The following is a 21,038-nucleotide window of genomic DNA, read 5'->3' as shown; positions in this document are numbered from 1 at the left end:
AAGGCGCATCCGCACAGCTTCATCTGGCCAAATATCCTGGGGGAGTCGCGCAAAGCACGGCGGGGGCAGCGCCCCTATTGCCCCCAATCCTGATCCTGCATCTCGCGCAGGCGCGACGCGGTGCGTTCAAACTCAAATGTGCCTTCACCTTCGACATACAGCATCTCGGGCTCTGCCGCAGCTGAACAGATCAAGCGGACTTTTCCCTCATACAGAGCATCAATCAACGTTACGAACCGTTTGGCTTCGTTAAAATTATTGCGCGACAGACGTGGGATGTCCTCAAGCACCAGAACTTTGACCTCTTCCGCGATGGCAAGATAGTCTGCCGGGCCCAGCATCCTTCCACAAAGGTCATAAAAACTGGCCCGCGCCACGCCGTTTCGAAAAGCGGGCAGTTCTACCGCACGACCGTTGACCTGCAGAATCAGCGGGTCCGCCGCGCCTCCGGCCAGGTCGTTCCAGACGCTGCGAATGCTCTCGCGCGCTTCGGGACCTATGGGCGTAAAATAAACAGGCGCTCCTTCCAGTCGGTTTTGCCGGTAATCCGTCGGTGAGATCAGCTCCCACACCTCAAGCTGTTCTTTGATATGTGCGATGAAGGGCAAAAAGAGCTGACGGTTCAGCCCGTCCTTGTACAGGTCATCCGGATGGCGGTTCGATGTCGTCACGACCACGGTGCCACCTTCATGCAGCAGATCGAACAGACGACCAACAATCATCGCGTCCGTGATATCGGTAATTTGCATTTCGTCAAACGCCAGTACGCGCGCGGACTTGATCACCGAGGCGGCGACAGGAGCCAGCGCGTCTTCAACCCCGTCCTTACGGGCCTTGTGCATGCCTGCGTGGATTTCCTGCATAAAGGCGTGAAAATGCACTCGGCGGGCGGGGATGTCTGCCAAAGAGTCGACGAACATATCCATCAGCATGGATTTTCCGCGCCCGACTCCGCCCCACAGGTATAAACCTTTGGGCGGCGGCGGGGCTTTTCGAAAGAACCCCCGTTTCACAGGTTCGGCCAATGCCGCCCGGATACGTTCGAAATGAGGAAGAACGGCCTCTTGAGCGTCGTCTCTGGTCAGGGTGCCGTCGGCCACCTGCGTGTCATAAAGCGATATCAAACCCGTCATGTTTTGAGGCATAGCGCCCGGTTTGCCCGTTGAAAAGCAGCCATTTCTCGGACGCATCAATTTTGCTGATCCGTGACCGCAAAACTCCTGAATTGACGCACAACCTAAACGCCGTAACGTCTGGTTCTTGAACGCCCGAGGACCTAATGCCCCAACACACACGCTTGCTGAACCCCATCCTGATCGTCGGATGTATCATCATCACCGTCAGTTTTGCCGTGCGCGCATCGTTTGGCGTGTTTCAGATCCCCATCGCAGATGAATTCGGCTGGCTGCGCTCGGACTTCTCGATGGCAATCGCAATTCAGAATTTGGCCTGGGGCATTGGGCAGCCGGTTTTCGGGGCCATCGCCGAAAAGGTCGGCGACAGGCGCGCAATTATTCTAGGGGCTCTGACCTACGCGGCGGGTATGGTTCTGTCGGCCTGGTCCGTCACTCCGTTCGAGCACCAAATGTACGCATGGCTTGTGGGGTTCGGTATCGCGGGAACAGGATTTGGCGTGGTGCTTGCCGTGGTGGCGCGGGCATCGTCGGACGAAAACCGCTCTATGTCGCTTGCGATTATCACAGCTGCGGGCAGTTTCGGTCAGGTTCTGGGGGCGCCTACAGCCGAATGGATGCTAAGTTTTATGCCTTGGCAGCAGGTGTTCATTGTATTCGCCGCAGCGATCTTGGCACTGGTGCTGACACTGCCGTTCATGCGCGCCCCGCAGGCCGCCAGCAAGGCAGAGCTCGAAGAAAGCATGAGCCAGATCCTGACCAAAGCGTTCCGCGATCCATCCTATACGCTGATCTTTTTGGGCTTTTTTAGCTGCGGTTATCAGCTTGGCTTCATCACCGCACATTTCCCCGCTTTCGTAACCGAGATGTGCGGACCCATACAACCCGGTGGCGTTCTGCATTCTATTGGCATCACAACCACATCAGCACTAGGGGCCGTGTCAATTTCATTGATTGGTCTGGCCAATATAGGGGGCACGCTGCTGGCGGGCTGGGCCGGGAACCACTTTCCCAAAAAATACCTTCTGGCAGGTGTCTATACGGCGCGCACACTTGCGGCGGCGGCCTTCATTGTGTTCCCGATCACGCCCCTGTCGGTCATCGTATTTTCGCTGGTCATGGGTTCGCTTTGGCTAGCCACCGTTCCGCTTACTTCCGGGTTGGTCGCGCATCTCTACGGGCTGCGCTACATGGGAACGCTGTATGGGATCATATTTTTCAGCCACCAGGTCGGCAGTTTCCTGGGCGTCTGGTTGGGCGGGCACATGTATGACCAGTACGGCGACTACACCATAGTCTGGTGGATCGGAGTCGCGATTGGGGCGTTCAGTGCCATTGTCCATCTGCCCATTCGCGAAAACCGCCCAACGCCCGTCACCGCCTGAGCTATAGCGCCTCTTCGACCGTCAGGAGACCTTCTTGCAGCAGCCGGTCCGCCCAACCCTGTGGGCCGGTAAAGTGGTGCGTCTGCCATCCACGGGCGCGCGCCGTTTCGATATTTTCTAGTCGGTCATCGGTGAACAAAAGCGCCTCGGGCGGTAGTCCACAGTCCGCTTCGACCATTTCATAGATCGGAACATGCGGTTTGACGGTCTGCATCCGTCCCGACACGTATTGTTTGTCGAACTCGTTGAGGAACGGGTAAACCGTCGTCGCATAGTCGAAATTTTGCACCCCGAAATTGGTCAAAGCAAAAACCGGCACGCCTTTGGCCCGCAAGGCCCGTTGCAGACGGACCGAGTGGGGGATCTCGGGCGCGGCAAGCTCGATCCACTTGTCGTGCCACATGCGGATTTCATCCCGCCATTCCGGGTATTTCTCGGCCCAATCATAGATTGTGTCAGTGAAGTGATGACCCTCGTCAACCAAGTCGTTCATCCCGTGCAGGTCAACTTCCGAGAACATGGCACGACGGCGCTCTTCCCCGATGACCTGGTCGTAATAGCGTTCGGGTTGCCATTCGATCAGAACATTCCCGATGTCAAAAACAACAGCTTTCACCGACATGTACGTACCTGTCTTCTTGTTCCTTAGTTGGTGCCACTGAACCAAGCGCGACGGGATTGTTCAAGGCACAACCGCAGCGCGCAGCGCTGCCCGGCCCAATTGTCAAAGACGCATCTTTGATGCGTCGCTGGCAAGCGGGAGGATTAGCCCCGCTGCGCAGCCCTTAACTCACGTTCCAGGGCGTCCAAAAACCGGGATCGGTCAGCTTTGCCAAAGGGTTTTCCGCCGCCACCCGCGCCCAATGGGTTGGATGCGCGCAAGTCGGCCATCAAATCACGCATGGCCAGTTGCTGGCCGATATTGGCCGCGGTAAAGGCTTCACCGTTTGGACGGAGGACCCGAGCGCCGGCCTCAACACATTTTGCGGCCAGCGGGATATCCGAGGTTACCACTACGTCCCCTGCGCCGCATCGTTCGGCGATCCATTTGTCTGCCTCATCCGCACCCTCAGACACGATGACCACCTGCACCAATGGGTTTGCAGACGGCCGCAAGCCACCGTTTGACACCAGTGCCATCGGAACTTTGTGCCGAGTTGCAACCCGTTCAGCCTCGGCTTTCACGGGGCAGGCATCGCCATCGATATAGAGCGTCGTCACGCTTTCCTGGCCTTCTTCTCGGTATTTTCAGCGGGTTTCTTGCGCACTTTGAACTCGTCCGGGATTGGCATCCGGTTGAAAGCATCCAAACCAGCGATCTTATAGGCCTCGGCCAGGGTCGGATAGTTGAACGTATTCTGCACGAAGTAATCCACCGTGCCTTTCAGATTCAGGACTGCCTGCGCGATATGGATCAACTCGGTCGCGCCTTCACCCACGATCTGCACGCCCAGCACCCGGCGGGTTTTCAGTGAGAACAGCATCTTCAGCATGCCGTGCTCCAACCCCATGATATGCCCGCGCGAAGTCTCCCGGAACCGCGCCACGCCGACTTCGTATGGGATGCCGCGTTCTTGCAGTTCCTCTTCGGACATGCCGCAAGTTGAGATCTCGGGGACCGAATAAATGCCGTAAGGATACCATGGACTTTCCGGCAGAGTAGGGGTTTCCAGCGCGTGGCATGCAGCCACGCGGCCCTGTTGCAGCGAGGTTGAGGCCAATGATGGGTGCCCAATCACATCGCCAGTCGCGTAGATATGCGGCACTGCAGTTTGATACGTCTTGCGATCCACGTCGATCCGATTGCGATGATCGGTTTCCAAGCCAACGGCCTGCAGGTTCAATGCCGATGTCGCCCCCATGCGCCCGGCGGCGAACAGTAGCATCTCAGCTCGCACGTGGCGGCCATTCTCGAGAGTCACTTCGACATGGCCCCCGGCGTCTTCTATCTTTTGAACGGCTGAGCCCAGACGTAGGTCCACGCCGTTTTCGCGGATCTGATGGGTGAAATCATGGATTAGGCGGGTGTCGATGAAATCTAAGAAGGTTTCACGAGGTTCAATTAATGTCACCCGAACGTCCAATGCCGAGAACATGGTGGCGTATTCCACGCCAATCACTCCGGCACCTATCACGACCAGCGAGCGTGGGATCTCTGCCATCTCAAGAAAATCGTCACCGTCCACAACGGTCTTTCCGTTGAATGGCACATAATCCGGGCGATAAGTTTTTGTTCCGGTTGCGATCAGGAACTTGGCCGCTGTAAGTCTCGTGGTTTCACCGGCATCAGTGGCAACCTCAATCTCGTGAGGCCCAACGAATTTGGCCAACCCGTTCAGGGTCTCCACATGGTTGCGGTTGAATTGGTGTTCCAGCACGTCAACTTCATGATCCAGCGTCATATGCAGACGCGCCTTGAGGTCTTCGGCCCGGATCTGATCTTTGACGCGGTACGAGCGGCCATAGAAGCTGCGCTCGCGCCAGCCAGACAGGTTCAGTACCGTTTCACGCAGCGTCTTTGATGGGATCGTGCCGGTGTGGACGGATACGCCGCCGAACCGGTCCTTGCGGTCAATCACCAATACGCGCCGTTGCAACTTGCCCGCTTGAATTGCGGCCGATCGACCCGAAGGGCCGGACCCAATGATAATCAGGTCATAGTCGTATTTGCTCATGCCTCAGTCTCCGTACAGCGCCTCGGCGTGGAATGTGATGTGGTCTTCCATGAAGGTCGACACGAAGAAATACGAATGGTCATAGCCTGGCTGAAGACGGAAGATTGCTTGCTGACGACGTTCCGCTATCGCCTGCGCCAAAGTTTCGGGGCGCAACAGGTCGATGAATTGGTCACTGGCCCCAGTGTCAATCAGGATAGGGCCGTCAAAGCCGATTTCTTTCATCATGACCGAGGCATCGTGTTTGGCCCATGCCGTCTGATCATCGCCTAGGTAGGCGCTGAGTTGCTTGCGACCCCAATCCGCACCCGTCGGGTTTGAAATGGGTGCGAAAGCGGACACAGACCGGAAGCGCCCCGGCAGGTTCATAGCCAGTGTCAACGCTCCGTGCCCTCCCATCGAATGTCCGGTTATGGCCTGACGCTCCGCGTCGATTGCGAAGTTTTCGGTCAGCAAAACAGGCAATTCTTCGGCCACGTAATCCCACATATTGAAATGCGGCGCCCAAGGCTGCTGCGTGGCGTTCAGATAGAACCCGGCGCCCTGGCCCAGATCGTAATCATCGTGATCGGCGACACCCTCACCACGCGGCGAGGTGTCCGGGAAGACCACAGCGATGCCTTGTTCGGCCGCCCAGGCCTGCGCGCCTGCTTTTGTCATTGCGTTTTCATGGGTGCAGGTCAGGCCTGACAGATACCACAAAACCGGAACCGGGCCGTCTTTGGCCTCGGCCGGCAGGAATAAGCCAAAGGTCATGTCGCATTGGCAGGCAGTCGAGGCGTGGCGGTAGACGCCCTGAACGCCTCCGAAACATGCATTTTCCGAAAGGGTTTCCATTTGGCTTTGTCCTTACGTTAGGTTTGCGACATGGCTATCCTTACACGCTCGATACGTAAAGGCTGCGCGGCTTTGGTGTGCCATTTTTCACAAGGCTTAGATCAGGGCGTTCCGACCCAGGCGATGACCAATGGCACCGTCACAATGCTGGCCGCTGTGGACAGTAGTATCGCAGCTGATGCACGGTGCGGGGCCACCCTGTAATGGGCGGCCAGCATATATACGTTACCCGCCACCGGCAGTGCCGCGGCGGCGATTGCGACAGAAGCAGGAAATGCAGCCACGGGCAAAATCCAAATCAACACAACGGCAACGCAGACTGGGTGAACGACAAGTTTGCAAAAGCTCAGCCAGCCTGCAATGTGAACGCGTTCGGCGGATTTGCTGGCCAGAGAAGCTCCGATAGCGAACAGGGCACCCGGTGTGGCTGCCCCGCCCAGAATTGTCAGGAAATCGTTCAATGGGACAGGAACAGGAATCTGCAACGCGGACCAGAGCATTCCCGCCGAGATCGAAACGATCATCGGATTCTTGATCAACCCGATCCCGATCAGTCGGAAGGTTGCAGGCGTCAACCGCCCGTCGCGCCCGCCATTTATCAAGATGACGATCAGGGATGAAAAAACCACCAGATCAACCGTCAGAACAAGCATAACCGGGCCAATCGCGGCTTCGGTAAACAGCAGCGCCAGCATGGGCAGGCCCAGAAAACCGACATTGCCGATGGCCGCGCATTGCGCCTCTACCGCTGCGGTCGGGATATCAAGCCGACGTATCCATGCGACAACCGTCGCCAAGACGTACACAGCGGCGGTTCCGATCAAGTATCCAACGACTAGCCTTGCATTGAAAATATCAGCAAAGGGCAGGGTGGCGGCAAAGCGAAACAGCATAGCCGACAGCGCAAAATAGAAAACGAATTTCGTCAGGTACGCCGTTGCTTCTTCAGAAAAAAATCGACTGCGCCCAGCCCAGTATCCCAAGCCGATGATCGCAAAAAAGGGCAGTGTGCGCAGAAAGATATCGACCATGTGCAAAGTGGTAGCACGTAACACACAGGCTGCAAGATATGACGGGCCAATTATAGGGTTTTGGGGACGCGCGTTGTAAATTAACTTAACTGGTTAATCGAAAACCTAACGTCATCTGTGTTGCCAGATGCCTGCTAATTGTGCGATTTGTTGTATCTGAACTGAACGGTTTAAACATTTGTCACCCAATCGACCGAAGGAGAGTACATGACCGAAGCAGCCGTCATTCTGCGTACAGGCCGAAAATTTGATCAGGTCCTGCGCGGAGCCCGAGAGGTTTTCATGGCGGATGGTTTCGAAGGTGCAAGCGTCGACGATATAGCCCGTGCTGCCGGGGTCTCTAAGGCCACGCTATACAGCTATTTCCCCGATAAGCGGCTGCTTTTCATGGAAGTGGCGCAGGTCGAGTGTAGACGGATGGCGGAAAACGTCGTGGCGATGGTGGACGATTGCAAACCGGCACGCGAAGTTCTGACAATCGCTGCAACAGAGCTCACGAGTTTTTTGGTCTCGGACTTCTCGCAACAGATGTTCCGCATCTGCATCGCCGAGCGTGACCGGTTCCCGGAGCTGGGCCAAACATTTTATGAGGCCGGGCCGCAGAACGGTCAGCGCCAGATGGTCGAGTATCTGGAAAAGGCGGTCAACAAGGGAGAGTTGGCCATCGACGACCTGCAATTGGCAGCCGAACAGTTCAGTGAACTATGCAAGGTTCGGATTTGGACCCGCGCTGCCATTGGCGTTCAAAAGAGCTTTTCCAAAGCAGAGTTGGATGCAATTGCGACGCAGGCCGTTGATATGTTCATGGCGCGATACGGCGTCTAACCTGCTGCATTTAATCACGAGAAAGACGTGAACGACCCGCACCCGGCAAGCCGGATGCGGGCAAAACAAGTCACTCGATAAAAGTCTTGGCGAGCCGGTCACTGATTGGTTGTGACAGGTAGCTGATTACTGCGCGCTCGCCGGTTTTCACAAACAGATCCGCGGGCATTCCTGGCAACAGATCCAGTGCGGCGACTTCGGTGGGTTGATCGGCATCTAGTTTCACCCGGGCTTTGTAATAAGGCTCGCCGGTGCGATCGTCCTCCAGCGCGTCGGCTGAGATGTCAAAAATCCGACCGCTGGCTTCAGGCACATCGGTCTGCGTAAAGGCTGACAGGCGAATGCGCGTTGCCTTACCGATCTGCAACTTGTCGATGTCGGCGGTCTTGATACGTGCTTCGACGATCAGGGCTTGATTGGCGGGAACAATATCCATGATTGCCTCTCCGGGGCGAATGACGCCGCCGGTTGTAGATACTGCCAAATTAACGACCCGCCCGCTGGCAGGGGCCAGGACCTGTGTTCGTTTCAACCGTTCCGATGCCCCTGAATATTGTGACCGGATCAGATCAAGCTGGGCATCCACAACCGCAAGCTCTCCGGCGATCACCTCGTCGCGCAGCTTTTGTTGGCTGAGCAGGGACAGCTGCAACTCTTGCACCTGGTCCTGGGCCTGCGCGATCTGGGTGCGCAACGACGCATCGACACCGCCCAGACGTTCCAATTCGATCCGGCGCGCGCTGACCCGCGTGACGGCGACAAGCCCTTTGTCCAGCAAAGATTTCAGATTGGACAGCTCAACCTGCGTGATGTCCTTCTGATTTTGGGTCGAGAGGCGTTGTTCGTTCAGTCCGGCAATCTGATTGCGCAGCCCCTGAATGCGTTGCGCGTTGATTTGAGCCTCGGTCCAGCGGGCGCGGGCTTCGGCGTCAAATAGTTGTTTCTGCGTCAGGTAAGGCGACAACCAATGCAGCCGCTGCATTCCATCGCTGAACCCGGCCAAAGCGGTTGGTTCGTCAAACCTGTCCGTGCCGTTAATCTGCGCCAGCAAGCGGGCGCGCCGGACCGACAACTCGCCCAATTGGCTGCCCAAGACACTCAGATCTACGTCGATATCCGAGCTGTCAAGCCGTACGAGGGGCTGACCTGCCTGAACGAATTCACCGTCCGTGACAAGGATCGTTTCAATGATCCCACCATCCAGATGTTCGACCGTCTTGCGGTCACCTTCCACCACAAACGAGGCCGGCGCGACCACCGCCCCATCCAGTTTCGATGCGAAGGCCCAATAGGCGCTGCCGCCAACGAAGGCCATCAGGGTAAACAACCCGAACAGGACATAGCGTTTGATGCCAGAGGCTTCGGTCGTGATGTCCAATACTTGCACATCCTGGGCAGTAAGCACATTCGGGGATTGTGGGCGTTTCATCAACTGGGTCATTGGGCAGCTCCGCTGATCTGAGTTGTATTGGCAGAGCGCGCGGTGGGTTCGTGCGCTCCGGATTGGGTCGGTTTGTCCAGAACGTTCCGGCGATTAACCTTCAGGACGTCCTCTTTGTCCCCGAACTGTGTTTGGGCGCCGTTTCGCAGGACCATTACTTTGTTGGCAGCCTGCAGCGTTGCAGGACGATGGGTCATGACGATGCAGATTGCGCCACGGGACTGGGCCGCCGTGATCGCATCGCGCAAGGCCTGTTCGCCTTCGGCATCAAGATCCGAATTCGGCTCGTCCAAAATCAACACAAACGGATCGCCATAAAGCGCCCGGGCCAGTGCCAGCCGCTGACGTTGACCACCTGACAGGAAGAAACCCCGACCGATGCGCGTTTCATATCCGTCAGGAAGGGCGCTGATCATTTCGTGGACACCGGCCTCGCGGGCGGCACGCAGCACTTCGGCATCATCCATGGCGACCGAGAAGCGCCCGATGTTTTCGCGGATCGTACCGTCGAACAGTTCGACATCCTGCGGCAGATATCCGATCTGCTTGCCCAGATCTTCGTGGTTCCATTTGGACATCGGGCTGCCGTCCAGCAGAACCTCGCCCCGTTGGGGGTGCCAGATACCGGCAATCATCTTGCCCAAGGTGGTCTTGCCCGAACCGCTATGCCCGATAACTGCCAACACATCTCCGGGCACAAGGCCAAAGTCGATCTGGCGGAGCGAGGCGTTGACGGCACGCGGGGGGCCAGCCTGCGCAATCTTAACGTCCAGAGATTTGAACGCGCGCGGCAGGTGCAGATTGGGTGGGGCTTCAGCAAACTCTTCGGTCAGTTTTGCCAGCTTGGAGTACGATCCGCGCGCGGCCAGAAAGCTGCGCCACTGACCGATCAATTGGTCAATTGGGGCCAGTGCACGGGCCAGCACAATGGTTGCCGCAATCATGACGCCAGCCGTGGATTCTCCGGTGATGGCCAGCGCCGCGCCAAGTCCCAGAATGGCCGACTGCAAACCCATCCGAACGGTCTTGGACACAACAGAAAAGCTGGCAACCCGGTCAGCGGCACGGGTCTTGTGCTGATGGGCCACAGCCTGAAGCGAGGTCCAGCGCCGCAGCAAATCGGATTTCATGCCAAGCGCCTGAACAAGCTCGGCGTTTTTGTCACTGATGCTGAACAATGCATCTGAACGACCGCGCGCTTGCGAAGCTGACCGCATCGGTTCGCGGGCGCGCGAGTTGTTGATCAGGGCCATGATCGTCAGCATGACGGCCCCGGCGAGACCAAGCAGACCCAGATAGGGGTGAAGGGCATAAAGGACCAGCAAATAGAGCGGGATCCACGGCGCGTCGAAAAACGCGGTCAGCGTGGTTCCCGAGATGAATTCACGAAAGCCGTTCACGTCTTCGACAAGGTTTTCTCCAGCCTCGGCTTCGCCATGGACACGGCGGCGCATCGCAGCGCCGAGGACCGGCGCACCAACGTTCAGCTCAAAGCGGGCGGCCAGACGTCCCAAAATGCGCATCCGCATCAGGTCAAGGCAGGCGACCACAACGAAAACACCAGCCAACAATGCAGACAGCGCGACCAAAGTGTCGACATTTTGACTGGTCAGGACGCGGTCATAGACCTGCAGCATATAAAGTGGACCAGCCAGCATCAGAAGGTTCAGAAACAAGCTGAAGAAGGCAACTGCAACAAAGCCCTTGCGCAGCGACCCCCAGGCGGCTTTCACGGGATTGGTTTTCTGGGGCATCAGGGAACCCTTTCCGGTTTGGCAAACGGGGCGACCTAGGCCGCCCCGCTGTTGATTGGTTAAACGATGAAGTCGTTCTCGGTCAGGTCCGCGGCGTCGACACCGGCCAGACGGATCGAGCCTGCGTCGCCGAAGCTGATGACGGCGTCGTCACCATCCTGAACGGTACTCGGACCGCCGTCGAAGTCAGGGCCCAGATCTCTGATCTGAATTCTGTCGACGCCCGTTTCAAAGTCCGAGATTGTGTCGTCACCGAAGGTGCCCTGGAACAGGAAGGTGTCAGCGCCTTCGCCACCGATCAGGACGTCATTGCCGCCCTCACCGTTCAGCAGGTCATCGCCATCCGCGCCGTTCAGCAGGTCATCGCCATCCGCGCCGTTCAGAACGTTCTCCAGATCGCTGCCGACAATTAGGTCACCATCATTGGAGCCGATAACATTCTCGATCGAGACCAGCACGTCGGTTTCGACCTGATTGTCGATCACGTCCAGCCCGACAACGCCGGTACCGCCTGTTGCGTCAACATCCAGAGTTGCGCTCGCATCCACCAGCGTGTCCTGCACGACCGGGCCGTTTACGCCCGCTGGTGCATTGTGCAGATGGATTGCCGATACAGCACCGGGGATCGGCGTGTTTAGGTCGGCTTCGTTCAGGCCCACAACGCTCAGCTCGCTCGAGTAGGTGACTTCGCCGGTTGCAAGGTTCTGAGTGATGACAACGGTTGCGTTGCCAGAGGCCTCGCTGTCCGATGTCGGCCCAGGCTCTTGCGCCGCGTCCAGACCGCCGCTTAGCGTGACGGTGCGTATCCCGTTCTCGGTCACGTCGCCGTCGACCAGAAGCTGCCCGCGAATTTCCCCGGCAGGGAAGTCGGAGGTGTGAATGTTGTAGTACAGATTGCCCAGAACGGCCTCTTCTACAAACCAGCCTCCATCCGGGATATTCGCACCAAACTGGTCCGGAGCCACAACAGCCGCATCCACGATCGAGACGTTGAACCCGGTATCGCGCGTGGCGGTGCCGTTGCCATTGGCGTCCAGACGGACCTCGACTGCGACATCCAGATCCGAGAAATCGGCTGTATCGATGCCGTCTCCTCCGTCGATGAAGTCATTGCCCAGACCACTGGTCAGCACATTGTCTGCATCGCCAGCGATCAAAACGTCATCACCTGCGCCACCGTTGATGTCACCGTTGGTGGTACCCAGATCAACAAAGATGTCATTGCCATCGCCCAGCAGGACGTTGCCGTTGATCACACCTTCGTCGTCGTTGACGATCGTAACGTCACCGGCATCCGATGCATCGATCGCATTGACCGTGCCGCGGATTTCGCCTTCGTTTAGGATCGCACCCAGAAGGTTCAGACCGCCGTCGATACGAATACCGGCTGCAGCGTCCGACTGTTCGGACCCGGCAATGAGACCTTCGTTGATGACAACCCCGGCAAAGGAGGCGTCTTCCTGACCCGTGAACAGGCGCAGACCATTGCCGACCTGGTTGCCCTCGGTGGCATCGCCGCGGCCCTGCAACACACCTTCGTTTACAATCGCCGCCGAGACGACATCGCCTGAAATGTCACCTGTTTGCAGCGAAACAGCCGAGCCGTTATTGCCCTCGCCTGCGTCCACCAGACCAGTGTTGGTGAAGGTGTAGTTGTCTGCCGTGCTATCAGCGTAGACTGAGCCGTTGCGCTGATTGCCTGAACCTAAGATGGCACCCAGGTTCTGAACGGAAAGCCCGTTACCATCGATGTTCAGTGCCCGGCTGTCCGAGGAAACGGTGCCGCTATTGACAAACGACCCGCCCGAGTGGTCACCAGTGCCAAAGTAGACACCGTTTTGCACACCTTCGATGGCACCCGCGTTAAGCAATGTGCCCTGGAAGTTCACGCCATTGACAACTCGGATGCCGGCGACCGTGCCGTTGGCACCTTCAGAGAAAATCCCGCCAAAGTTGGAGATCCTCGCATCGGTAGTGCCGGTGTTGCCAACGTTGCCGATACGAACGCCATCACCGGCAAGCGGCGTGGCCGCACCAGCGTTTCCGCGCCCGTTGATCACGCCCGTGTTTTCCAGTGTGAATGTGTTGGCACCATCTTCTGCACCACCGATTTCCACACCAAAGCCAGAACCCTGATTGCCGTCACCAGCGTCAATCAGCCCTGAGTTCTGTACCGAGAAGTCATCCGCTGTTCCGTCAGCATAAACCGTACCGTTGCGCTGATCTCCGGTGCCAAGGATGTTGCCTTGGTTGTCGACCTCAAGCCCCGTGCCATCAATGTTGAACGCCCGGCTGTCCGAGGACACAACGCCTCCTGCCTCGTTGACGAAACGACCACCCGTATGATCCGCGTTGCCAAAGTAGACGCCGCTTTGGACACCCGAGATTGTGCCGGCGTTGGTAAATTCGCCCTGAAAGCTCACGCCATCCACAACACGCGCACCGGCTACCGTGCCGTTGGCACCTTCCGAACGCACCTCGCCACGGTTGACAATGGTCGCTTCGGCGATGCCCTGATTTCCGGGGTTGCCGATGCGGATACCATCTCCGGCCAGGCCAGTGCCTGCTGCGCCGTTGCCCCGACCCTGGATTAGGCCATCGTTTTCCAATGAGAACGTATTGGCACCGTCTGCGGCTCCACCGATTTCTGTTGCGAAACCCGAACCCTGGTTGTGCTCACCCGCGTCGATTGTGCCATTAGTCAGATTGCGGACCGAAAAGTCATCTGCGGTGCCGTCGGCATAAACGGTACCGTTACGCTGGTCGTTGGTTCCCAGAATGTCGCCGCCGTTGATCAGGTCGATACCCGAGCCATCGATGTTCACCGCCCGGCTTCCGGATTGGATGGTGCCAAAGTTCAGCACGTGCAGATCATGTTCACCATTGCCGATGTAAAGACCATTGCGCGGGCCTTCGATCACGCCGGTGGACGTGTTCAGGATCTCGCCTTCGGCGTTTACCCCATCCGCGATGCGGATACCGGCGGCCGTGCCTTGGTTGCTTTCGGTCGAGATCAGGCCGCTGTTGACGATCTCGGTTTCCAACGTGGCACCTTCGGCACCGTCGTCAATGCGAATGCCGTCGCCGGCCAGCCCGGTATTGGCGGCCCCTTGGCCACGGCCTTGAATTGTCGCGCCAAAACCGTTGAAGATGTCGGTTTCCACGCGATCGCCGACCTCATCGCCGATCTGCAACGAGATGCCCGCGCCCTGGTTGCCTTCGCCCGCGTCAATCGTGCCACCCGTAAAGTTCGAGATCGAGATGTCTTCGGCAGTACTGTTGGTGTAGATCGTACCATTGCGCTGATCGCCGGTGCCGATGATGTCACCGAAGTTGCGAACATCAATGCCTTGGCCCTGAATGTCGACTGAACGGCTGTCAGAGCTGATCACGCCGCCGCGGAAGTTGTCCAAGCCACCCGAACTTTGAGCACCTGCAAACTGAACGCCGTTGAATTCACCCGCGATCTCACCAAAGTTGCGAACCTGTGCGCTGCCGGTGACCTGAACGCCGGTGGCCAATGCGTCGGGGCCGTTGTTCGCCTCGATCCGCCCAGAGCGGAAGTTGAACACATCAACTTCCTGCCCCTGCGCCTGAACGGCAGCTACGGCGTTGTTGGTGATGATTTCACCAAAGTTCAGCAAACGCGAGAAGTCATTTGCCAGCACGAAAGCCGGGGTGTCATCTACAACGGTGCTTTGAAAGAAGTTCTTGAAAAGGGTTTGGCCGTCGCGGGTGGTCTCTTGCGCTATTGTAGACGTGGTCAAGAGACGAGCGCGCAGGCTTGTCAGAAGTTGGGACAGCATGGGGTACTCCGTCATAAATTGTTACGTTTGGCAGTCCGCCCTGTGTGTCGGGCATTCCACGTAGCAAAGGGGTAGACGGCACCCCGGGTCAGCTGAAATTCATCCTGCAAATCGGCCGTATAACCAACGCAATTAATCACGGTTTCCGTGAGAATCCGGAAATGCCACATCAAATAAATCAACACGTTACAATTTTCCTGCCGAGCGTGATGTTCTATTCGAATGCGCCGGTTAACAGTTTTGTCAGCGGAGTTGATCGGGATTTCATGCAGTTTTGCCCGCTTTAAGGTACATAAAGGGGTGGTTTCGAGCCGCTTGTGTATGACCGCAGAGAGACTGAGCGGATGAATTTTAGAGATTTGGAGTATGTGCTCGCCATTGCAAAACATGGCAAGTTCAGCCAGGCGGCGGTTGCGTGCAACGTTTCGCAACCTGCGCTGTCGAACCAGATCAAGAAGCTGGAACAGGAACTGGGTGTTGAACTGTTTCTACGACTGAATAACGAAGTGCGCCCAACAGCATTTGGTCAAAACATCCTAAAAATAGCTGAATCCATCCTGTCTGATGCACAACAGATCCGCGACACTGCCACCCAATACCGCGACCCCGAGGCCGTCACGTACCGGATTGGCATGACACCAACGCTAGCACCCTACCTGACGCAGTACTTCTCAGGGTTGTTCAGCGATTTGTACCCGCGGATGCGTGTGACCATGATCGAGGACCTTCCGCAAAACATGTTACAGATGGTGGAAGATCATCAATTGGACATGGCGCTGGTGGCCAAAGTCAACAACAGCGACGCTCTGGCTTTCACGTCAATTTGGGCCGAGCCATTGTTTCTGGCCATGCGTGAAGGGCACCCACTTTGTATGCTTCCCTCTATTGCGCCAGAGGATGTGCCTCCGCATGACTTCATCCGGCTTCCTCATAGTTTTGGCTATGAACTTGAGGACCGTTTGCCCAAAGCTGATCCTGCGATCCGAGTCGCCAAGCGGTTTGATCTGAGCGCGCTGAGGTTTGAAACGATCTGCCGACACATTTGTCATTCCGACGACTGCACAATTGTGTCGGCTCTGGCGGCCGAGCAATTCAAGCGGGACAAATGGCCCTTGTGTTTTGTTCCGTTTGAGGGCCCGGGAAATCTGCGCAACCTTGGGGCCGCGACCCGCCCGGGATGCCCCAGAAGCCCTGTGCTGAACCGTGTCGGGGCATATATTCAGGACCGGCCACCGGTTGGTGTGACCCCAACATTCTCGCAATAAATACCCGTCGATCCCTTTGATCAGACAACGCAATGAAGAGAGGCAGTCTTTCGGCTGCTTCCTTTGCATTTGGTCAAGCTGTGCAAGAGCTATCAAAGTGAGTTGACAATGGATTTTGTATTTTGGATACATTGGGCACAGATTTCGCGACGATGAGAGTCGTCTGGAATTGCTTGGACAACAAAAGCAACGCGAAAGCCGATTGAAAATTTTTCTGGGAGACAATCATGAAACTTAAGTTATTAGCTGCAACAGCGGCAATTGCCCTGTCCAGCGCGGCCGCGCAGGCCAACACGCTGGTTTATTGTTCAGAAGGTTCACCCGAAGGGTTTGACCCGGCGCTTTTTACGGCCGGAACCACCTTTGACGCCTCATCGCACCCGATCTACAACCGCCTGCTGGAATTCGAAACCGGCACGACCAACGTTATCCCCGGTCTGGCCGAAAGCGTCGAAGCCAGTGATGATGGCCTGGAGTACACATTCAAGCTGCGTCAGGGTGTGAAGTTCCATTCGAATGACGAGTTCACGCCGACCCGCGATTTCAATGCGGATGACGTGATCTTCTCATTCATGCGCCAAAAGGATGACAGCCATCCCTATAATCAGGTGTCTGGCGGTACGTGGGAATACTTCAAGGGTATGGGTATGCCCGATCTGGTCGAGTCCATTGAAAAGGTCGACGACTACACCGTCAAATTTACTCTGACCAAGCCTGAGGCGCCGTTTGTTGCCAACATGGCGATGGATTTCGCTTCGATCCTGTCTGCAGAATATGCAGATGCGATGATGGAAGCCGGAACACCTGAAAAGCTGAACACCGCACCCATCGGCACCGGCCCATTCTCGTTCTTGGCGTACCAGAAAGACGCCGTGATCCGCTATGCCCAGAATGCCGACTACTGGAAGGATCCGGCGGATGTTGAAAATCTGATCTTTGCGATCACTCCGGACGCATCCGTGCGCTATCAGAAGCTGAAGGCGGGCGAATGTCACATCATGCCGTATCCGAACCCGGCTGACATTCAGGCGATGCAGGATGATGCCGACATCAACATGTTGGAGCAGGAAGGCCTGAACGTTGGCTATCTGGCCTATAACACCACAATGGCGCCCTTCGACAACCCGAACGTCCGCAAGGCGTTGAACATGGCAATCGACAAGAACGCGATCATCGACGTGGTGTTCCAGGGCTCGGGTCAGGTTGCAAAGAACCCGATCCCGCCGACCATGTGGGGCTATAACGACGCGATCACCGACGATGCCTATGATCCAGAAGCGGCCAAGGCGATGCTGGAAGCCGAAGGTGTTTCCGACCTGTCGATGAAGGTTTGGGCAATGCCGGTACAGCGTCCGTACAACCCGAATGCGCGCCGTATGGCCGAACTGATCCAGGCGGATTTCGCGAAGGTTGGCGTGGACGTCGAGATTGTGTCTTACGAATGGGGTGAGTACCTGTCGCGTTCGAAAGATCTGGACCGTGACGGCGCCGTTCTTCTGGGTTGGACCGGTGACAATGGCGATCCAGACAACTTCCTGGCGGTTCTGCTGGGCTGTGACGGACGCGAAGCGTCGAACCGAGCACAATGGTGCCATGAGCCATTCGAAGATCTGATCCTGAAGGCCAAACAGTCCACGGATCAGGCTGAACGCACCAAGCTGTATGAAGATGCCCAGGTCATCTTCAAAGAGCAGGCCCCGTGGGCAACCATTGCGCACTCGGTCGTGTACATGCCGATGAGCAATAAGGTTCAGGGCTATAAAGTGCACCCGCTGGGCGGCCACATCTTCTACGGTGTGAGCGTCGAATAAACCACCACTCAACGACCGGAGCCGCCCAATTGGCGGCTCCGGTTTTCTTTATTGGGAGGTCGGCGCAAATGCCGGATTTGTCCGAGTACCGTCAACTGGCAAAGGACATGTCAGTAGATGCCGTGGCACTGGTGCCCGGCCCGAATTTTACCCGCGCGTTGGGAAAACCCTTCATGAGCCACGAACGGCCCTTTGTGGCCGTCATCCCGGCCGAAGGTGACCCGGCGGCGATTGTGCCAAACCTTGAGCTGGGCTCTTGGGCACTAGTCGGGTTTGAGGGCTCTGTCTTCGACTGGCGCGATCAGACAGGTTATGACGATGCCTTCGCGGCGCTGGCTGAACACATGCCGCTGCGATCTCTCGCGGTCGAAGGGCAGGTGATGCGAGTCTTTGTCTCTAAGGCCTTTACCCGTGCCTTGCCCGAGCTGCGGATCGTGGACGCGGAACGAGAGATATCCGGCCTGCGCATCATCAAGACAGACGATGACATTGCAGCGCTGCAAGCGGCGATTGATATCTCGGAACGAGCGCTGGAGCGGGTCGTTGCGGATGTTCGTGTGGGTCAGACAGAAGTACAGATTGAACAAGCTTTGATCCAAACGCTGTTCGCCGAAGGAGCCGCGTCGCTGGCATTTTCGCCCATCGTGACGGCCGGAGGAAACTCGGCTCAACCACATGGTAAAGCGCGTGCGGATTACCAGATCAAAGCAGGCGACGCGCTGCTGTTCGATTTCGGCGCACGCAAACATGGGTTTGCCGCCGACATCACACGCACCTTTTTTGTCGCCGAAGCCTCGGATGAGGGCAGGGCGGTTTATGATACGGTTTTGCGCGCCAACCTTGTCGGGTTCGAAGCTTGCCGGCCTGGCGTCACTGCCCACGATATCGACGACGCGGTGACCAGCGTGCTCGAGGCTTCGCCCTATGCAGATCGGATCCGCACCAAGACCGGTCATGGGCTGGGCCGCGATGTGCACGAAGCGCCCTACATCATGCGTGGCAACGGCCAGATCATGCACGCGGGCATGGTTTGGACAAACGAGCCGGGCCTCTATGACCTGGACAATTTCGGCGTTCGGATCGAAGATGACGTACTGGTGACCGAAGACGGTTGCCGGTCGTTGACCAGCTTTCCCAAAGAACTAACAATCATAGGCCGCTGATGTTTGGCTATTTCCTTACCCGCCTCGGCATGTTCGTTCCGACATTTCTGGGCGTAACACTGATCTCGTTCATGTTCATTCGGGTGCTTCCAGGCGATCCGATCATCGTCATGGCCGGTGAACGCGGAATGTCCGAAGAACGCTATCAGGAGATGGTCGAGAAGCTGGGCTTCGACAAACCTGTTCTGCAGCAATACCGGGACTATCTGGTTGGCGTGTTGCATGGTGATCTGGGCGAGAGCTTTGTCACCAAGAAGCCGGTTTGGGACGAGTTCTTTGCCCTGTTTCCGGCCACGCTGGAACTGTCGATCTGCGCCATGATTTTTGCAGTAGCTTTGGGGCTGCCTGCGGGCGTTATTGCCGCTGTGAATCGGGGCAAATTCTTCGACCGGGCGCTGATGTCGTCCGCGCTGATCGGGTATTCCATGCCGATCTTCTGGTGGGCGCTGTTGTTGATCATCGTGTTTTCCGGCAACCTTGGTTGGACGCCTGTCTCAGGCCGGATCGACTTGCTGTACTACTTTCCAAGCGTCACTGGCTTCATGTTGATCGACAGTCTGCTGTCCGGGCAGAAGGGGGCGTTTGGATCGGCTGTACGCCATCTAATTCTGCCGACCATCGTTTTGGGCACGATCCCTTTGGCCGTAATTGCACGTCAGACCCGTTCGGCCATGTTGGAAGTGTTGGGTGAGGATTACATCCGCACGGCCCGCGCCAAGGGCCTCGCCCCCGCGCGGATCAATGGGCTGCATGCGCTGCGCAATGCGCTGATCCCGGTGATTACAGTGATCGGCCTGTCGGTCGGCACTTTGCTGGCCGGGGCGATCCTGACCGAGACAATCTTTAGCTGGCCAGGCATCGGCAAGTGGATGGTCGATAGCATTTTCCGCCGCGACTACCCGGTGGTGCAGGGCGGCCTGCTGATGATCGCCGTGATCGTCATGCTGGTAAACCTGCTGGTCGATGTCCTTTACGGCGTCATCAACCCCAAAATCCGGAGGCGATGATGGCTGAATTGTCCGCGACCCCACCAAAAACCGAAGACCGCCCCAGCGCCCTGCGAGAGTTCTGGTATTACTTCAGCGAAAACCGCGGTGCGGTGATGGGCCTTTGGGTCTTTGCCGCTTTTGTTTTCTGTGCGGCCTTTGCACCTTTGTTGGCGCCTTACGACCCGACAGAACAGTTCCGCAATCACATTCTGCAACCTCCTGCGTGGCAAGATGGCGGAAGCTGGGCCTTCCCGTTGGGCACCGATCCGCTGGGTCGGGATATGCTGTCGCGGCTGATCATGGGATCGCGTTATTCCTTCTTTGTCGGCATCGTGGTGGTTTGTGTCGCCGTGACGGGTGGGGTGATTGTCGGCCTGCTGTCGGGTTTCGCGCCCAAATGGATCGATACGATGATCATGCGGGTGATGGATATCATCCTGTCCTTCCCCTCACTGCTGCTTGCACTGGTTCTGGTTGCGATCCTTGGTCCCTCGTTGACCAACGCGATGATCGCCATCGCCATTGTGTTTCAACCGCATTACGTGCGTTTGACCCGGGCATCTGTGTTGGCAGAGCGGCAAAAGGATTACGTGACCTCGGCTCGCGTTGCCGGTGCCAGCAAGGCCCGACTGATGTTCAAGACTGTGCTGCCGAATTGCCTGGCTCCGATTATCGTTCAGGCGGCGCTGTCGTTTTCGACCGCCATTCTGGATGCCGCAGCCCTTGGCTTTCTGGGCATGGGAGCGCAACCGCCCACGCCAGAATGGGGCACCATGCTGGCCGAAGCGCGTGAGTTTATTCTGCGCGCGTGGTGGGTGGTGACGTTCCCCGGTCTGGCCATCCTGGTCACGGTGCTGGCCATCAACCTGATGGGCGACGGTCTGCGCGATGCGCTGGACCCTAAGCTAAAGCGGAGCTGACGA

Annotated in this window: 16 protein-coding genes; 7 read left to right on the top strand and 9 right to left on the bottom strand. The window is 57.3% G+C overall.

Translation table 11 applies throughout. The features are described from left to right. Positions 1 to 74: 74 nt before the first annotated feature. Complete coding sequence (zapE, locus tag AC2FIB_RS07875) at positions 75 to 1,133, bottom strand: cell division protein ZapE (RefSeq protein ID WP_282119425.1); 1,059 nt, start codon at positions 1,131 to 1,133, stop codon at positions 75 to 77. 146 nt (positions 1,134 to 1,279) lie between these two features. Here zapE and AC2FIB_RS07870 point away from each other — a divergent pair, with 146 nt between their 5' ends. Next, positions 1,280 to 2,518: an MFS transporter gene (locus AC2FIB_RS07870; RefSeq protein ID WP_496841905.1), complete on the top strand. Its 1,239-nt coding sequence runs from the start codon at positions 1,280 to 1,282 to the stop codon at positions 2,516 to 2,518. A gap of 1 nt (position 2,519) precedes the next feature. Here the strand turns inward: AC2FIB_RS07870 and AC2FIB_RS07865 are convergent, their stop codons facing one another. The 5 genes from AC2FIB_RS07865 to AC2FIB_RS07845 form a co-directional block, all read right to left on the bottom strand. Beyond that, a complete protein-coding gene (locus AC2FIB_RS07865; RefSeq protein WP_496734598.1) occupies positions 2,520 to 3,140 on the bottom strand; it encodes an HAD family hydrolase in 621 nt (206 codons plus the stop codon). Positions 3,141 to 3,283: 143 nt separating this feature from the next. Beyond that, positions 3,284 to 3,739, bottom strand: a complete 456-nt coding sequence (locus AC2FIB_RS07860) for a YaiI/YqxD family protein (protein WP_058272080.1) — start codon at positions 3,737 to 3,739, stop codon at positions 3,284 to 3,286. After that, positions 3,736 to 5,193 carry a Si-specific NAD(P)(+) transhydrogenase gene (sthA, locus tag AC2FIB_RS07855; protein ID WP_496734596.1) on the bottom strand — a complete coding sequence of 486 codons (1,458 nt, stop codon included), beginning with the start codon at positions 5,191 to 5,193 and terminating at the stop codon, positions 3,736 to 3,738. The genes AC2FIB_RS07860 and sthA overlap by 4 nt, the downstream gene beginning before the upstream one ends. Positions 5,194 to 5,196: 3 nt before the next feature. Next, a complete protein-coding gene (gene fghA, locus AC2FIB_RS07850) occupies positions 5,197 to 6,030 on the bottom strand; it encodes an S-formylglutathione hydrolase (RefSeq protein WP_496734594.1) in 834 nt (277 codons plus the stop codon). Positions 6,031 to 6,131: 101 nt separating this feature from the next. Continuing rightward, positions 6,132 to 7,061 carry an AEC family transporter gene (locus AC2FIB_RS07845; protein WP_496734593.1) on the bottom strand — a complete coding sequence of 310 codons (930 nt, stop codon included), beginning with the start codon at positions 7,059 to 7,061 and terminating at the stop codon, positions 6,132 to 6,134. A 207-nt stretch (positions 7,062 to 7,268) separates the two neighbouring features. On the opposite strand from AC2FIB_RS07845, the gene AC2FIB_RS07840 reads away from it, so the two are divergent. Beyond that, positions 7,269 to 7,886 (top strand): TetR/AcrR family transcriptional regulator, encoded by a 618-nt coding sequence (locus AC2FIB_RS07840; protein ID WP_496734591.1) that lies wholly within the window; start codon positions 7,269 to 7,271, stop codon positions 7,884 to 7,886. A 70-nt stretch (positions 7,887 to 7,956) separates the two neighbouring features. On the opposite strand, the gene AC2FIB_RS07835 is transcribed toward AC2FIB_RS07840, so the two are convergent. Genes AC2FIB_RS07835 through AC2FIB_RS07825 form a run of 3 tightly spaced genes read right to left on the bottom strand, consistent with a single transcriptional unit; the run spans position 7,957 to position 14,887 of the window. Further along, the gene (locus tag AC2FIB_RS07835; RefSeq protein WP_496841904.1) at positions 7,957 to 9,327 is read right to left on the bottom strand and encodes an HlyD family type I secretion periplasmic adaptor subunit; all 1,371 of its coding nucleotides are present in this window, start codon (positions 9,325 to 9,327) and stop codon (positions 7,957 to 7,959) included. After that, positions 9,324 to 11,081: a type I secretion system permease/ATPase gene (locus AC2FIB_RS07830; RefSeq protein ID WP_496841903.1), complete on the bottom strand. Its 1,758-nt coding sequence runs from the start codon at positions 11,079 to 11,081 to the stop codon at positions 9,324 to 9,326. The genes AC2FIB_RS07835 and AC2FIB_RS07830 overlap by 4 nt, the downstream gene beginning before the upstream one ends. A 59-nt stretch (positions 11,082 to 11,140) precedes the next feature. Next, a complete protein-coding gene (locus AC2FIB_RS07825) occupies positions 11,141 to 14,887 on the bottom strand; it encodes a beta strand repeat-containing protein (RefSeq protein ID WP_496841902.1) in 3,747 nt (1,248 codons plus the stop codon). A gap of 344 nt (positions 14,888 to 15,231) precedes the next feature. Between AC2FIB_RS07825 and AC2FIB_RS07820 the strand changes: the two genes are divergently transcribed. The 5 genes from AC2FIB_RS07820 to AC2FIB_RS07800 all read left to right on the top strand — a co-directional run bounded on the left by AC2FIB_RS07820 (position 15,232) and on the right by AC2FIB_RS07800 (position 21,035). Then, positions 15,232 to 16,152: a LysR family transcriptional regulator gene (locus tag AC2FIB_RS07820; RefSeq protein ID WP_496841901.1), complete on the top strand. Its 921-nt coding sequence runs from the start codon at positions 15,232 to 15,234 to the stop codon at positions 16,150 to 16,152. 227 nt (positions 16,153 to 16,379) lie between these two features. After that, positions 16,380 to 17,963 (top strand): ABC transporter substrate-binding protein, encoded by a 1,584-nt coding sequence (locus AC2FIB_RS07815; protein ID WP_496734585.1) that lies wholly within the window; start codon positions 16,380 to 16,382, stop codon positions 17,961 to 17,963. A gap of 68 nt (positions 17,964 to 18,031) precedes the next feature. After that, positions 18,032 to 19,126, top strand: a complete 1,095-nt coding sequence (locus AC2FIB_RS07810; RefSeq protein WP_496734583.1) for a M24 family metallopeptidase — start codon at positions 18,032 to 18,034, stop codon at positions 19,124 to 19,126. Next, positions 19,126 to 20,133, top strand: a complete 1,008-nt coding sequence (locus tag AC2FIB_RS07805) for an ABC transporter permease subunit (protein ID WP_496734582.1) — start codon at positions 19,126 to 19,128, stop codon at positions 20,131 to 20,133. Before AC2FIB_RS07810 ends, AC2FIB_RS07805 begins: the two co-directional genes overlap by 1 nt. Next, positions 20,130 to 21,035, top strand: coding sequence for an ABC transporter permease subunit (locus tag AC2FIB_RS07800; protein WP_496734581.1), 906 nt, complete (start codon positions 20,130 to 20,132; stop codon positions 21,033 to 21,035). The genes AC2FIB_RS07805 and AC2FIB_RS07800 overlap by 4 nt, the downstream gene beginning before the upstream one ends. Positions 21,036 to 21,038 lie beyond the last annotated feature (3 nt).

This window comes from Ruegeria sp. YTSA072, assembly GCF_059610285.1.
Note: the sequence above shows the minus strand (reverse complement) of the source record. Positions and strands in the feature narration are given on the sequence as shown.